This is a genomic window from [Clostridium] aerotolerans DSM 5434 (assembly GCF_000687555.1).
Classification (GTDB): domain Bacteria; phylum Bacillota; class Clostridia; order Lachnospirales; family Lachnospiraceae; genus Lacrimispora; species Lacrimispora aerotolerans.
The window spans coordinates 30,362-45,614 of the sequence record NZ_JHWJ01000011.1 but is presented as its reverse complement, the minus strand read 5'-3'; the positions used below and the strand labels follow the sequence as shown (position 1 = coordinate 45,614).

The 15,253-nt window shown below is 43.9% G+C and carries 14 protein-coding genes; 9 read left to right on the top strand and 5 right to left on the bottom strand.

The annotated features are described in order from the left end of the window. Positions 1–13 precede the first annotated feature (13 nt). Positions 14–1,363, top strand: coding sequence for an aspartate aminotransferase family protein (locus tag T546_RS0114780; RefSeq protein ID WP_026892280.1), 1,350 nt, complete (start codon positions 14–16; stop codon positions 1,361–1,363). A 266-nt stretch (positions 1,364–1,629) separates the two neighbouring features. On the opposite strand, the gene T546_RS0114775 is transcribed toward T546_RS0114780, so the two are convergent. Further along, positions 1,630–2,160 carry a MarR family winged helix-turn-helix transcriptional regulator gene (locus T546_RS0114775; RefSeq protein WP_026892279.1) on the bottom strand — a complete coding sequence of 177 codons (531 nt, stop codon included), beginning with the start codon at positions 2,158–2,160 and terminating at the stop codon, positions 1,630–1,632. A 179-nt stretch (positions 2,161–2,339) separates the two neighbouring features. Between T546_RS0114775 and T546_RS0114770 the strand changes: the two genes are divergently transcribed. Further along, positions 2,340–3,242 carry an EamA family transporter gene (locus T546_RS0114770; RefSeq protein ID WP_026892278.1) on the top strand — a complete coding sequence of 301 codons (903 nt, stop codon included), beginning with the start codon at positions 2,340–2,342 and terminating at the stop codon, positions 3,240–3,242. A gap of 115 nt (positions 3,243–3,357) precedes the next feature. Here the strand turns inward: T546_RS0114770 and T546_RS0114765 are convergent, their stop codons facing one another. Together T546_RS0114765 and T546_RS0114760 are read right to left on the bottom strand one after the other, a co-directional pair. Continuing rightward, positions 3,358–5,157 carry an ABC transporter ATP-binding protein gene (locus T546_RS0114765; RefSeq protein ID WP_034599462.1) on the bottom strand — a complete coding sequence of 600 codons (1,800 nt, stop codon included), beginning with the start codon at positions 5,155–5,157 and terminating at the stop codon, positions 3,358–3,360. Then, the gene (locus T546_RS0114760) at positions 5,150–6,901 is read right to left on the bottom strand and encodes an ABC transporter ATP-binding protein (protein ID WP_026892276.1); all 1,752 of its coding nucleotides are present in this window, start codon (positions 6,899–6,901) and stop codon (positions 5,150–5,152) included. The genes T546_RS0114765 and T546_RS0114760 overlap by 8 nt, the downstream gene beginning before the upstream one ends. A 157-nt stretch (positions 6,902–7,058) precedes the next feature. Here T546_RS0114760 and T546_RS0114755 point away from each other — a divergent pair, with 157 nt between their 5' ends. The 5 genes from T546_RS0114755 to T546_RS0114730 all read left to right on the top strand — a co-directional run bounded on the left by T546_RS0114755 (position 7,059) and on the right by T546_RS0114730 (position 11,622). After that, a complete protein-coding gene (locus tag T546_RS0114755) occupies positions 7,059–7,886 on the top strand; it encodes a MerR family transcriptional regulator (protein WP_026892275.1) in 828 nt (275 codons plus the stop codon). A 70-nt stretch (positions 7,887–7,956) separates the two neighbouring features. Further along, a complete protein-coding gene (locus T546_RS0114750) occupies positions 7,957–8,568 on the top strand; it encodes an NUDIX hydrolase (protein ID WP_026892274.1) in 612 nt (203 codons plus the stop codon). A 39-nt stretch (positions 8,569–8,607) separates the two neighbouring features. Beyond that, positions 8,608–9,453 carry an MBL fold metallo-hydrolase gene (locus tag T546_RS0114745; protein WP_026892273.1) on the top strand — a complete coding sequence of 282 codons (846 nt, stop codon included), beginning with the start codon at positions 8,608–8,610 and terminating at the stop codon, positions 9,451–9,453. A gap of 20 nt (positions 9,454–9,473) precedes the next feature. Then, positions 9,474–10,523, top strand: a complete 1,050-nt coding sequence (gene hydE, locus T546_RS0114740) for a [FeFe] hydrogenase H-cluster radical SAM maturase HydE (protein ID WP_026892272.1) — start codon at positions 9,474–9,476, stop codon at positions 10,521–10,523. A 274-nt stretch (positions 10,524–10,797) separates the two neighbouring features. Beyond that, positions 10,798–11,622 (top strand): YitT family protein, encoded by an 825-nt coding sequence (locus tag T546_RS0114730; protein ID WP_026892271.1) that lies wholly within the window; start codon positions 10,798–10,800, stop codon positions 11,620–11,622. A 157-nt stretch (positions 11,623–11,779) separates the two neighbouring features. On the opposite strand, the gene T546_RS0114725 is transcribed toward T546_RS0114730, so the two are convergent. After that, on the bottom strand, positions 11,780–12,382 hold the full coding sequence (locus T546_RS0114725; protein ID WP_026892270.1) for a hypothetical protein: 603 nt from the start codon (positions 12,380–12,382) through the stop codon (positions 11,780–11,782). An 88-nt stretch (positions 12,383–12,470) separates the two neighbouring features. Here T546_RS0114725 and T546_RS0114720 point away from each other — a divergent pair, with 88 nt between their 5' ends. Together T546_RS0114720 and T546_RS0114715 are read left to right on the top strand one after the other, a co-directional pair. Then, positions 12,471–13,337, top strand: a complete 867-nt coding sequence (locus T546_RS0114720) for an EFR1 family ferrodoxin (protein WP_026892269.1) — start codon at positions 12,471–12,473, stop codon at positions 13,335–13,337. Between the two features lie 20 nt (positions 13,338–13,357). After that, positions 13,358–13,885, top strand: a complete 528-nt coding sequence (locus T546_RS0114715; protein ID WP_242842243.1) for a nitroreductase family protein — start codon at positions 13,358–13,360, stop codon at positions 13,883–13,885. Here the strand turns inward: T546_RS0114715 and T546_RS0114710 are convergent. After that, entirely contained in the window at positions 13,882–15,249 is a 1,368-nt protein-coding gene (locus tag T546_RS0114710; protein WP_026892267.1) for a sensor histidine kinase, read from the bottom strand. The genes T546_RS0114715 and T546_RS0114710 overlap by 4 nt on opposite strands. Positions 15,250–15,253 lie beyond the last annotated feature (4 nt).

The window sequence follows — 15,253 nt, the reverse complement described above, 5'->3', positions numbered from 1 at the left end:
ATGGGAGGATATTATGTTAAAGGATTCGCTGCCGGAAATAAAGACACCTTTGCCAGGACCAAAGGCTGATGCTATCTTAAAGAGAAGAATGGAAGCAGTACCCAATGCCATAAAGTCGGTCTATCCCTGTGTCATCAAACGTGGAGAAGGGGCTATGCTTGAGGATGTGGACGGAAACCGTTTCCTTGACTGGGTGGGAGGCGTTGGCGTATTGAATATCGGATACAGCCGCCCGGAACTGGTAGAAGCAGTCAAAGAGCAGTCAGAGCAGTATTTCCATGCCATGATGAATATTGTGACTCATGAGGGATACATAAGCCTGGCGGAAAAAATGAATGAAATTGTTCCCTTAAAGGCAGAAACGAAAAAGACCATGTTTGCCAATTCGGGAGCTGAGGCCATAGAAAATGCGGTAAAGATAGCAAGATCCTATTCCGGCAGACCCAATATTATTGTCTTTTCCGGTGCCTTTCATGGAAGAACTCTTCTTGCAGCCTCTATGACGGCAAAGAAGTCTTATGCCGCCGGGATTGGACCATTCCCTGACGGCATTTACCGGGCAGAATTTCCTTATCTCTACCGTGGGCCTAAAGGGTATGGGGAGGAAATGGCTATTGAGTATTACGTGGAACGGCTTCATAAGGTCTTTGAGGAGGCATCACCAGCCGAATACGTGGCAGCAATCGTAGTGGAGCCTGTCCAGGGAGAGGGCGGTTTTATTCCGGCTCCTTTGGAGTGGGTGAAGGCGCTTAGAAAAATCTGTGATGAATATGGAATCTTACTCATCGCCGATGAGGTTCAGACCGGCTTTGCAAGGTCTGGCAGGCTCTTTGTATCCCATTACTGGAAAGAGGCAGGCTGCCCTCCGGATATCCTGGTTTCTGCAAAGTCCATAGCAGGAGGTCTTCCCTTAAGTGCAGTCACAGCAGCCAAAGAGGTTTTTGACGGGGTAAGAGGTGGTGTCATCGGAGGAACCTTCGGGGGTAATGCCCTAGCCTGTGCTTCCGCCCTTAAGACCATTGAAATCATTGAAAAAGAAGACTTATGCGCCAGAGCCCTTAAGATAGCTGAAAAATGCCGGAAGGAATTTGAAAGCTGGAAGATAGAATTTGAGGAAGTGGGCGATGTGAGAGGCATTGGAAGCATGATGGGGATCGAATTTGTGAAAGACAAAGAGAGCAAGATTCCCAACGGAACGCTGGTATCCGCCATCGTAGCCCACTGCGTGCAGAAAGGCCTGATTGTAGAGAGCGCTGGCTCCGGGTCCAATGTAATACGATTCTTATGTCCTCTTGTGGTCACAGATGAGCAGCTTGACAGCGGACTTTCCATCTTAAAATCAGCGATAGAAGCTTGCAGATAATCGATCACACATAAACAATCATAGGAATATCAATCATGTTAATATCAAACATATAAAAAATAGGCTGTCGCAAAAATGAACCTGTGATAGCAATTTGTATAAAAATCCTTTTAGCAGAACAAAAAATGCGCCTTGAAACAGCTTTTAAAGCTTAGGGTGTGTCTGGAAACGAGCAGTTTTCAGACACACCCTAGTCAAGACGCATTTATTGTGCCATATTTTTCAGTAAGTCTATTTTGCCATAGTCCCTGGATTTTGTTTACCCATCACACATCTGGGGTATCATACTCCTGTGGTTCCTCTTCTAAAGAAAAGAGCAGTTTTTTAAGTAACTGGTTAAATAGAGCAGTCTCTTCCTGCGACAATTCTTTTAATATAGAATCTTCGGTTTCCGTATGGGTAACAATAGCCTGGTTGATGAGATCCAGGCCTTTCTTCGTCAGTTCTACGCAGATGGCTCTCCGGTCAGTTTCGTCATGGGTCCGTGAAACAAGCCCCTTTTTTTCCAGAGTATCGATCCGGTTCGTCATGGCACCTGAGGTGATCATAAGGGACTGGTAAAGCTCCGTTGGTTTCAGGCGGTAACCATTACCACCAGTACCGGAACGCCGAAGGGTAGCAAGTACATCGAATTCTCCGCTGTTAAGGTTGTACGTTGAAAAATTCTTCCCTAACCTCTTTTCTATATGTTTTGCGACTCGGTTCAGCCGTCCCAAAACAGCCATGGATTCTGTAGCAAGCTCCGGCAGCTCCTGGTTCCATTGTTCCATAAAAGTATCCACTTTATCTTTCTTCATAGAATCAGTGTAACATCAGTAAAATAAAAAAACAAGAAAAACATTAAGGTTAACTATCTTAACGTTAAGATACTTGACAAGAAAACAAGACAGGCATATAATTCAGTTATCTTAATATTAAAATACTTTTGATTAAGATAAAACACACCCTAAGAAAAACAAATAGAAAGGACAACGGTATGAAAGATTTTAAAGATACTCTCTTAACCATGCTTACTCCCATACTGTGGGGTTCTACCTATATGATTACAGCCGTATGGATTCCCATAGACAGACCCATCTTTGTTGCTTTGATGAGGGGACTGCCCATCGGACTTATACTTTTATTGTGTTACCGCACCTTCCCAAAGGGAATTTGGCTGTTTCGTTCCATTTTACTTGGAAGCTTAAATATCGGTATTTTTTTCCTGCTCTTATTTATAGCAGCTTACCGGCTTCCCGGCGGGATTGCCTCCATTATTGGCAGTGTGCAGCCCGTTTTTATTATTCTTTTAAGCTGGCTCATCTTAAAGGAAAAGCCAACCACCAAATCCTATCTCGCCATAGGAATGATTATGGTGGGAGTGTTCCTGTTATTCTTTAAGCAGCAGGCAGTCATTGATCCCATTGGCGTCCTGGCGGCATTAACAGGTTCAGCCCTCATGTCCCTGGGCGTTGTGCTTACCAAGCACTGGGGAAAGCCGGAAGGCGTAAGCCAGATGGCCTTTACCTCCTGGCAGTTATTTTTCGGAAGCCTGATCCTTATTCCAGCCTTTTTGTTATTCGAAGGCCCGGTACCGCCGCTGTCTGGGGCAAATATTATGGGAATCGCCTTTATCGCCATATTCAACACGGGACTTGCTTATTTCCTCTGGTTTCGGGGAATTGAGAAAATCGGTCCGGCGAAAGCTTCCTTTTTAAATCCCTTAAATCCTTTGACTGCCTTTTTCCTTGGATACCTCATGCTGGGACAGACCATTAATTTCCTTCAGGTACTTGGAGTAATCATCATCATTTCCAGTGTCTTTGTATCTCAAAGCAAGGGTAAGGTAAAAAAGACAGCTGCCGCAGACAATGGGCAGCCACTAAACAGCTTTCAATAAACAAAATAGAAAAGTGGTACCCTTCCTCACGCTTAATCGCCAGAGGAAAGGTACCACTTTTTTATATCATAATAGACTGCAAGCTGCTGCGAAGTACCACCGCACACAGTTAGAATTATGCCGTTTGCTGACCGTCAGAATCAGCGTCTGCGAACTGACTGTTATATAGCTTTTCATAGAAGCCCTGTTTTTTAAGAAGCTCTTCATGGGTTCCCTGCTCAATGATGGTGCCGTGGTCCATGACCAGAATCAGGTCTGCATCCCGAATGGTAGACAGCTTATGGGCGATGATAAAGCTGGTGCGCCCCTTCATTAAGTTGTTCATGGCCTTTTGAATCTCGGCCTCTGTTCTGGTATCAACACTGGAGGTGGCTTCATCAAGAATTAGTATTGCTGGATCAGCCAGGATAGCTCTGGCTATGGTCAACAACTGCTTCTGTCCCTGTGATACATTGGAACCGTCCTCCGTTAACAGCGTCTGGTAACCTTCCGGCAGAGTGCGGATAAAATGATCTGCTCTGGCGGATTTGGCAGCCGCTATGATCGCTTCATCCTGGGCCTCAAAGTTACTGTAAGCGATGTTATCTCTGATGGAACCGCCAAAGAGCCAGGTATCCTGAAGAACCATGCCGAACTTGCTTCGAAGCTCTGCTCTTGACATGGATTTAATATCCACGTCGTCGATCTTAATGGCACCTCCCTGAATCTCATAGAACCGCATAAGAAGGTTTACCAGAGTTGTCTTTCCAGCACCGGTCGGCCCGACGATGGCAATTCTGTCACCGGTCTTTACATCAATGCTTATGTCCTTCATCAGAATGTGGTCATCAGAGTATCCAAAGCGGACATGCTCAAAGCTCACATCCCCCTTTGTTTCCGGAAGAACCTCTGTAGAGATATGATCCGGAACCTCATCAAGCTCATCCATAATTTCAAAGTAACGGATGGAAGCTGCAAATGCGGACTGCATGGAGCTGATGATCTGGGAAAGCTCAATGACCGGTTCAGAGGCTTTATCCGAATACTGAATAAACGCCTGAACGATACCAATGGTCATTCTGCCCTGGATAATGGCAATAACACTTAAAACTGCAACAATGGTATAGCCGAAGTTATTAATGAGCCTCACGCAGGGAGCGACGATGAACTGGGCGATCTGAGAGGAACTGCTGTGTTTATAAAGCTCCTGATTGATCTCCCTGAATTTCTTTAAGGAAGCATCTTCCTGATTAAAGGCCTTAATGACCAGCTGTCCGGTAAATGTTTCTTCCACCGCTGCATTTAACTCACCCATGGAGGTCTGATATTTTAAAAAGTATCTTCTGGACTTACCGGCAATGCAGATGGTCAGGACCGTAGCAGTACCAATGGTAAGAAATGCAACCACAGATAAGGCAGGGCTGATGACAAGCATCATAATAACGGCTCCGATGATGGAGATGATACAGCCAATCAAACGGTTAAAGCCTTCTCTTAAGGTATCCGCTACCTTTTCCACGTCATTGGTGGCCCGGCTTAAAATATCTCCTCGCTCAGTCGCATCATAAAAACGCAGAGGCAGGCGGTTTAATTTATCCATTAAGGCGCCTCTCATATTAAGAGTCACTGTTTCGGTCACAGCCGCCATCATGTAATTCGCCAGGTAATTGGTAATAAAGCTTAAAACATAAAGCGTGAGGAGAATGGCAAAAATATTCCCCATGGTATTCCAGTTCACCTGGAACCTGGTACCGTTCGCTAAGGAGGACTTAATCCCCTCGGCAAGCTGATCCAGTGCCTTTCCCAAAAAGATAGGAGAAGCGATGAAAAGAGCGGCGCTCAATATGGATGAAGTGATGATAGCCGCCATCTTAAGCTCCAGGCCCTTAAAATAAGTAACAAGTCTTAAGACCGTTCCCTTTTTCCGATTATTCATGATTGTGGTCCTCCTTTCTTTTCAATTCTTTTTCACTTAACTGGGTCGCTGCAATCTGCTGGTAGACTTTACAGCTTTCCATAAGCTCCTCATGACGCCCAACGCCCACTAACTTACCGTCGTCCAGTACAAGAATCTGGTCCGCATCCATAATGGTACTGATTCTCTGGGCTACGATGATCAGAGAAGATTCCTTTACCTGAGACTTTAACGCCTTTCTTAACATGGAATCCGTTTTAAAATCCAGGGCAGAGAAGCTGTCATCAAAGACGTAGACCTCCGGTTTTTTTACAAGGGCTCTGGCAATGGCGACCCGCTGCTTCTGTCCGCCAGAAAGGTTGGAGCCAGCCTGAGCCACATAGGATTGATACCCGTCCTCTAAGCCTTCGATAAAATCATGGGCCTGAGCCACCTTTGCAGATGCAATGATTTCCTCCATCGTTGCATCTTCTTTTCCAAAGCGGATATTGCTTTCAATGGTTCCCCGGAAAAGGAATGCCTTCTGGGGAATAAAACCGATTTTATCCCTTAATGTTTTCTGGGGATATTTCCGGATGTCAATGCCATTTAAGAGAATTTCCCCTTCCTGAAACTGATAAAAATAAGGAATGAGGTTTGCAATGGTGGATTTCCCTGAGCCGGTTCCCCCGATGATGGCAGTAGTCTGACCTGGCTTTGAGGTAAAGGAAATATGGCTTAAGACAGGTTCCTCTGCATTTGCATACATAAAGGAAACATTTTTAAATTCTAAAGTCCCTCTAAGCTCACTTTGTGGCAGGGCAACGGTTTCATCATTGATTTCAGGGGTCAGGTTTAATATCTCATTGATTCGGCTTACGCTGCTTAAGGCACGGGGGATTTCCATAAATCCCATAACAGCCATAACACAGCAAAAGAGAATAATAGTCAGGTACTCAATGAGGGCAAAGATGCTTCCAAGTTCCATGGAGCCGTTGGTAACCTGAATTCCGCCAAACCAGATGACAGAAGCTACGCTTAAATCAAGAATCAGGAACAGAAATGGAAGGAGAATGGCAAAGACTCTTCCGGTTTTAATAGCGACCTCACGGTAATCATCGCAGGCCTCCACAAACCGGTTCTTCTCAAACTCTTCCCGGTTAAAAGCTCGGATGACCCGGACTCCGGTAATTCCTTCCCGGAGCACATAGGTGAGCCGGTCCATCTTTCTCTGGATCATCTGAAACAGCGGTATGGCCTTTTTTCCAATTAAATAAGCCATGATTCCGAAAAATACAATAACTGCAATAAAGAAACAGGCCATCTGCACATTGGTTCTAAATGCCAGGGTAAGGCCTACGATGGTCATAATAGGTGCAGGCAGAAGGATTCTTAAAAACATCATGCCAGACCTCTGAATGATATTGATATCATTGGTGCAGCGTGTAATCATGGATGCAGTTCCAACGGTTTTAAAATCAGTGAGGGAATAGGTCTGCGCTTTGGCAAACACAGCTTCCCTTAAATCTCTGGCAACCCCAGCCGATGCCTTTGACGCCATGATCGCAGAAATAATCGAACTGATTCCACCCAGTACGGCAACCGTAAGCATTAGCCCACAGGTCTGATAGATAAATGTCATATCCCGATTGGCGACACCCACGTTTATTAACCGGGCGGTCAGGGTCGGAATGAACATGGCAGTAAAGTTATTAAAAAATAAAAATATAATGGCACCTGCCAGAAGCCTTTTATGGGGCTTTATGTAAGGCAGTAAATATCTCATTTTAGTCCTCCTGTAAAGTCTTAGTTTAGAAATAATTTGTTGACGGATGTTAGCAGCTATGTCATTATAAAGTATAGGGTAACCCTAAAGTCAAGATTTTTTACCCAACTGTAAAAAACAAGAAATAGGACAAATGCAAAGCAGGAAAGGGAAGCAGATGTCAGGAAATAACAAGCAGTATATGACGACCAAAGAATTCGCCCACCTTTGCGGAGTGAGCAAACATACCTTATTCCATTATGATGAAGTGGGAATCTTAAAGCCGGAGATCGTTAAGGAAAACGGCTACCGCTATTATTCCATAAAACAGTTTTTCACTTATGATATCATTCATATTTTAAAGCAGGCTGGTTCCTCCCTAGAAGAAATCAAGGATTATATGAATAATTATAACCCTGATATGTTTCTTTCTATCCTAAGGCAGAAGGAAAAGCAGCTGGAGGAAGAGATGAAAAAGATGAATCTCATGAGAAATAAAATTCTTGCCACCATAGATACCACGGAAGAGGCCCTTCGCTCGGTCTATGGAGTCCCTTTTTTAGAGGAGTGCAAGGAAGAGTATTATATTGTAGTCAATCTGACAAATGCAATGTCAGCAAAAGAAGAACTGGAAAAGCTGAGAGATCATTTTCAGTATTGCGAAGATATTAATGGAGAAACCGAGCTTCTCCTTGGTGTAATCATGAAAAAGGAGAACATTCTCGCCGGAGAATATATGAAGGTCACCTGCTACAGCAGCAAGATCAAATCTTACATTGACAGTGAACGTGTCCATGTTAAAAAGGCTGGTCTATATGCCGTGGTGATTCATAAGGGGGCATATACAGACACGAAAAAGTCTTATGAAAAACTGAAATCGTTTATTAAAAAGAACCATCTTGACATCAGTGGAGATACGTATGAGGACGATATGATCAGTCATCTGGCGGGTATGAATGATGACGAATACGTGATTAAGATACAGATTCCGGTAATTCCCAGATAAGGCCATTGTGTAATACCACAATGTGCGGTAAAATTTAATCAGGAATATGGAAGAACAGGAGGAGTTTGCTTTGAAGAAGAAAGGTATTTCCGTCAGGAGACCAGGCATCATAGGAGAGGAAGCCTTCCGTAAGTATGCAGTCCTGATTCCTTTAATTGAGGTTTCAGGAATTCCTCATTTACTATTTGAAAAAAGATCAGGAAAGCTAAAGCACCAGCCTGGAGAAATCTGTTTTCCGGGAGGAAAACTGGAACAGGGAGAATCCTTAAAGGCGTGTGCCGTCAGAGAGACCATGGAAGAGCTTCTTGTGCAGCGGAAACAGATTAAAGTATTGGGACCTGGGGATATCTATCTGTCTCCCTTTAATCTGATGATTCAGCCCTTTATCGGCACCATAAAGGATTATAAGGATACCTTTAGTACGGATGAGGTACAGACAGTCATAAAAGTGCCCCTTGATTTTTTTCGGTCCAATCCGCCAAAGACCTACACCAGTCAGTTGATTCAGGAGCCTCCAGAGGATTTTCCTTACGAATGGATTCCAGGCGGCATGGAATACCCCTGGGTCAAGGGAAACCATGCCATATCATTTTATCAGTATGAGGACACCACCATATGGGGCATGACAGCCCAGATGGCAACCTCCGCGGTCCGGCTCATGGAAAAATACCACATAATATAGAAGAAGTATTTAGACGAAAGATTAGATGGGAGAGGGTATATGAAATTTAACATCATCGGTTCCGGAGGCTGCGTAAGTATACCAAGGCCCTTATGCAAATGCCGGGTCTGCAGAGAGGCCAGAGTAAAAGGAGTGCCCTATGCAAGATGCGGCTGCAGCCTCTATGCAGAGGATATTCATGTTCTGGTAGATACCCCGGAGGATATCGTCCAGGCGTTGAACCGTGGGAATGTGGAGTCCATAGATTATATTCTATATAGCCACATCGACCCGGATCATACCATGGGAATGCGGGTCATGGAACAGCTTCGCCTTGACTGGCTGGCTGCCTCAATGGGGGAAGGCTGTAAAAATCCCATTGTGGTAGGGGCTCTGCCTAAGGTGCTTAAAGATTTAGAAAGCCAGAGGACTGCATATGGTTCCATGCTTTCCTATTATAAGTCCTTAAATCTCATAACGGAGCAGCCGCTTCATGAACTTAATATAAACGGCATTCATGTAGATTTAGTACCAGTGGATGATAAGGGAGATGTAACTGTTTTTGTTTTTACAGAGGGGGATAAAAAGTTAATCTACGCTCCCTGTGATGTAAAGCCATTTCCAGAGTCTGAAAGCTTTTATGAGGCGGATTGCCTTATAATTGGAAACACCATAATAGGGGACGTGTTAAAGGACGGCTTTGTCCTGGAGGAGAGTAACAGCCTTCGAACGGAACTTTTTGTTATGGAAGAGATTATAGCCATTCAGGAAAAATATAAGATCAAACGGGTCATCATCACTCATCTGGAAGAAGACTGGGGCAAAAGCTACGACGATTATAAGTGCCTGGAGAAAAAGTATGAGGCCATAGAATTTGCTTATGACGGCATGAAGATTGAAATCTAGAATGATAAGGAGTAAGGAATATGAAACACTTAATCGATAAACTGTATGAGACACACAACCTTACCAAGGAAGAGTTTGTTTATTTGCTGGAGAATCACGACCAGGAGACAAGCGATTACCTGTTTTCCCTTGCAAGAACCTACAGCCAGAAATATTTTGACAAGGAAGTTTATATTCGTGGACTGATCGAATTCACCAATTACTGTAAAAATGACTGCTTTTACTGCGGTATCCGAAGAGGAAACGGCAATGCGGACCGTTACCGCTTAAGTAAGGAAGAGATTCTTTCCTGCTGTAAAACAGGACATGAGTTAGGCTTTCGTACCTTTGTGCTTCAGGGAGGAGAAGACCCCTACTATACCGATGAAATTATGGTAGATATTATAAAATCCATCCGGGAAGGTTACCCTGACTGCGCCATTACCCTTTCCATCGGAGAAAAAACGTATGACCAGTACTTAAAGTATCATGAAGCCGGGGCTGACCGCTACCTTCTCCGCCACGAGACGGCTGACGAAGAGCATTATAAAAAGCTGCATCCAGAGTCCCTTTCTCTGGAAAACAGAAAGGAATGCCTACGTAACTTAAAACGAATTGGCTATCAGGTGGGAACCGGTTTTATGGTAGGCTCTCCCTACCAGACGACCGAATGCCTGGCAAAGGATCTTGCCTTTATTAAAGAGTTATCCCCTCAGATGGTAGGAATCGGCCCCTTTATCCCCCATAAAGATACACAGTTTGGAGATTTCCCGGCAGGAAGCGTGGATCTGACCTTGTTTCTCATCGGAATCTTAAGGCTTATGCTTCCAAATGCACTTCTTCCGTCCACCACGGCTCTTGGGACTCTTGATAAAAAGGGAAGAGAAAAAGGAATTTTATCCGGGTCTAACGTACTGATGCCCAATCTTTCCCCCATTGGAGTCCGGAAAAAATACGATCTCTATGACAATAAGATCTGTACCGGGGAAGAGGCCGCAGAATGTAACATGTGCTTAAGAAACCGTGTCTCCTCCATTGGTTATGAAATCGTGGAAAAACGAGGAGATTTTGTAGAAGATACCATCGGTTAATTATTTAACAATACTTACAAACTTTTTTACTATCTGCTCCGGTTTTTTAGATTTTATAACCATAGCCATCTCCTGATTTGTAAACATCGATCCGATGGAATTGTCAATATTTAGAAAATACAACATGGTTTCACCTATAAATTGAAAATGGTTCAAAATAGGTCAAATAAATGTAGTTGCGAAACGGGTATGAACTCTATATAATAATGGTCGATGTGATGCTAGAAAATACAGAACAAGAAAAGGGTTTTTGTACTTTGTGAGGAGAAAAGCAATGAAAAAAAAGCTATTTTGGATTGCAGTGGGGCAGTTTATTTCAGCATGTGCGTATTGTCAGATACTCAATGCCAATGATTTGGTAGCGACCGGAATCGGAGGGCTGGCAGCAGTGATCAACCGTTTGACCGGAGCTGATGTTCAGATGCTTCTTATATTTATGGCTCTGCCGATCTTTATCTGGTCGTTTTTCAGCTATAATAAGAAACAGATATTTTATGCCGGATTCAGTTATCTCATGTTTACCTTTTATGTAGGCATTGTAAACCGCTATCTTCCACCCCTTCTGACCGACCCCATCGCAGCAGCCGTCAGCGGCGGCCTGGTAGGCGGTATTGCAGGCGGAATCATTATGAAGCAGAGAGTAGCCAATGGCCCGGAATCCATCGTAGCTCTTTACTTAAAAGAGAAAAAAGGAATTTCAATAGGAACCTATTATCTCATTCTCAATACGGTAGTTATTTGTTCCTCTATCATATACGGAAATGTGACCATGATCATTTACTCCCTGATCTGTACCTTTGTACAGAGTGCGGTAACAGATAAGCTGATCATCGGCTTTGAGAAATACTATAATGTGAGCATTATGTCAGACCAGTATTTAGAGATCACTCAGTTTATCCAGGATGAGTTAAAGCGCGGTGCTACATTTATACAGGGAATGGATACCTCCAATGTAAAAAAGAAGATGCTGATTCAGTCCGTGTTAAATCAGCAGGAGCTGATTGCCATAAGAGATTATGTGAAATCCTTTCATGATGACAGCTTTATCTGCGCCAGCAGAAGCAACAGCATCATTGGAAGAGGCTTTGATGTAGAATAAGATATATTATCAGATATAAAAAACCTGCCGGTTAATACCCGTCTCCTTTTTGTAGGAAATGTGGTATTTTTCCGGCAGGTTGTTTTTATATTGAATTAAGATCACGAGTCTCTTATAATGAGTATAAACGGGTCAAGCGCCTGCCACTCATCCAGCGTCAGTATGTAACCATCTTGATTAAAAAAGCTGGTGTCTGGGGAGGAATACTGGCGGTCTCGAAATCTCCGTATTCCACGCGGATCATTTGACCGGGCTGCAGTATATTAAGAGGAATGGGATTGTTATTCTGATCCAGGATCTGGGTCATGTTGGAGATGATGAACCGAATCTGGTCCGCCATATTGTTCGGGTTTCCTACATAAAGAAATCCATTTTGGGCATCTATGGAAGCAATCCGATCCACGAGAACGCGGACATTAGGGGCCGGAAGAAATGCCACAACCCGATAGGCATTGGACTGGGGAGGGTTGGAATCCGTAAAGTCAGGGGAGAACCAGGCGTTGATGGTCATTCCCTTTAAAATCCTGCATAGGCTGATGGATTCATTATATTGATTGATCAAAATGGTGTTCCAGTTTACATTTAATTGTAGCAGATTGGTAAATACCATCTCCCGTTCTCCTGGAAACGAATAGGAAATTCTCACGTATCCGGTTCTGCTGTCTGGGGTATAGACTTCTTCCACCAGTGCATTCTGGATCTGCATGACATTTCCATTTTGGGATAAGGTGCTGTTAGCACCGCCGGTTAAGTCACTCATAATAGGCTCCTGCTGTTAAGAAATTTATTACTAATGTATGCGGTCACAATTAAAATTATATGATAGGGATTCAACATGGAGGAGAAAGATGGAATATAACACGGTAACCATTGCCTGCTTCTCAGGAACAGGCGGTACAGAGCTTGCGGCGGAGTATCTGGAACGCCAGCTTACTGAAAAAGGAGTTAAAGTACAAAAAAAGAATATAGCCAAGGTATCTCCTCTTAAAATCGAGGAATCGGATCTGCTTCTTATCATGTCTCCTGTTTATGCCTTTCGTCTGGCAGAACTAACAGAGCGATGGATCAATAAGCTTCCCAATGGAAATCACAGGCATGCGGCTGTTATTTCCGTTTCCGGAGGAGGGGAAGTATCCCCCAATACGGCCTGCCGTGTCCCTGCCAAAAAGTACTTAACGCGGAGGGGCTATGAGGTTGTCTATGAAAACATGCTGATGATGCCATCAAACTTCCAGACTCAGGTAGAGCCGCCCCTAAACCTGGCTCTCTTAACTGTTCTTCCCCATAAGATCGAGACAATAAGCAATGATCTTCTGGAAGGAAAGAAGCGGCTTACGGTGCCAAAGACGAAAGATAAGTTCATCACTGCCTTTGGGGTAATGGAGCATCTGGGAGGGAGGTTATTTGGGAAGAAGCTATACGCAACCAGTGACTGCAACCAATGCGGCTTGTGCGTAAAGAACTGCCCCAAAAAGAATATTCGTATGGAAAACGGGAGACCGAAATTTGGCTGGCGGTGTATGTGGTGCTTAAAATGTGTCTATGCCTGCCACCGAAAGGCCATACTTCCTGGTATCATGAAATCCATAATTCTAAAGGACGGCTATGATATCAAGAAGATGAACCGCCTGGCGTTAAAGGAACCCAGAAAAAAACAATATACATCAGATTCCAAGGATGTTTGGGAAGGTGTTATAGAGTACTTAAATAATTAAGAAAAGGAAGGAGAAGTCATATGTCTGCTGAAATGCTTGAAATAATCAAAAAGAGAAGATCCATTAGAAAATTTAAGGAGGAAGAGGTATCAGACCAAAACCTTGATGAGATATTAAAAGCAGGACTCTTTGCCCCATCGTCAAAGAATAAGAAGCCTGTGGAATTCATTGTAGTCAAAGACCCGGAAACTATAAAGAAATTAAAGGAATGCAAGAATATGGGAACCATTGGCCTTGCTACGGCTCCTGTTGTCATTGCCGTGATTGCTGACAGTGAAAAGAGTGATGTATGGGCAGAGGACGCTTCCATCGCTGCCACCATGATGCAGCTGGTGGCAGAAAACCTGTCACTTGGCTCTGTATGGATCCAGATGAGATGCCGCCAGAGCGCCAACGGAGATTCGGAAGCAGCGGTAAGAGAGGTCCTTAACATCCCTGAGAAATACGGCGTTTCCTGTCTTCTTGCCATTGGACATAAGGCAGAGGAACGGGCTCCCTATGAAGATGAGGATGCAGATTTTAATCGAGTTCACAAGGAAACATATTAATCCTTTATAAGTGGAAGCTTCATGGTGACTGAGGTGCCCTTTCCATATTCACTTTCAATGGAAAGGCTGCCTCCGTGAAGCACCATGATTTTCTGAGAGATAGCAAGCCCAAGTCCTTCCCCCGGCGACCGTTTATCCGCCTTAAAAAAGGAATGGGTAATGTATTTTAAATGTTCTTTTCTAACCCCGATTCCGGTATCCCGGATTACCAGACTCACCCAGTCGTCTGAGGCTGTCATAGTGATGTAAATCTCACCTTTCTGTTCTGAAAACTTGATTCCATTGTCTAAAACATTGATGACCACCTGTTTTAATTTATCCCAGTCCCCCTGTATCCTTGCAGGCGTTAACTCTATGATCAGGCGGATGCCCTTTTTCTCCGCTTTCTTACTAAGCTCCATAGAAACCTTTTCAACCAACTGGTCAAAAGACAGCGGGGAAAGAGATAACACCATGCGGTCAGACTGGTATCTGGAAAAGTCAAGGAGGCTTTCCACCATACGGATGAGACGCTCTGTTTCCTCCTCTATAATTTTAAGTCCGAACTTCATCTCTTCTTCTGTAACTCCATCCGGATCCTTTATGGTCTCCGCCCAGCCCTTGATTCCTGTAAGGGGAGTTCTTAACTCATGGGATATGGAGGAGATAAAATCATTTTTCATCCGGTCTGATTTTGTAATCTCATCTGCCATATAGTTAAGCATCTGCACCAGCTCCCCGGCTTCATAAGGGTATTCTTCCTGAATCTTTTCCTCATAATTACCTTCTGCCATCCGCTTTGTCAGCTTGATAATGTTTTTTAAAGGCAATACAATGGAATTTCCAAGACGAAGGCTTACCAGAAATGCAACAAAAGCCACCATGAGACAGGCAGCAAGGCCCCAGGATAACAGGGTGAAGATTCTTTCATCGGTCTTTGCCAGAGATATTTCATACTTTAAGACCCCTACCGTTTGCCCGTGGTATAGAAGAGGGGTATATACCGCCATGGTTCTTTTTCCCAAGGGTTCTTGTATTTTGTATACTGTTTCAAAGGATAAGACTCTGGAATCTATGGAGACCTTATGATCTTCCAGATAGCCGGTGGTGGATTGAATGGGGTCACCTTTTCTCGTAAGAAGAGTAAGACTGGTTCCTTCCATCTGGTACGCCTTTATCACCTCATCACTTTTTCTGATTAAATCCTCACTGGTAAACTCCCCAAGCTCGGCCCATACAAAAGGAACCGCTTCCGTATGGCTCGTTACGCTGTTAGAAAGCTCCTGATAAAAATACCGCCTCATACCAAACCCAAAACACACCATAACAAGAGTCAGGGTCAAAATGGTCAAAAGCATGAAATAAGAGACTACCTTACGCTTCATGGGC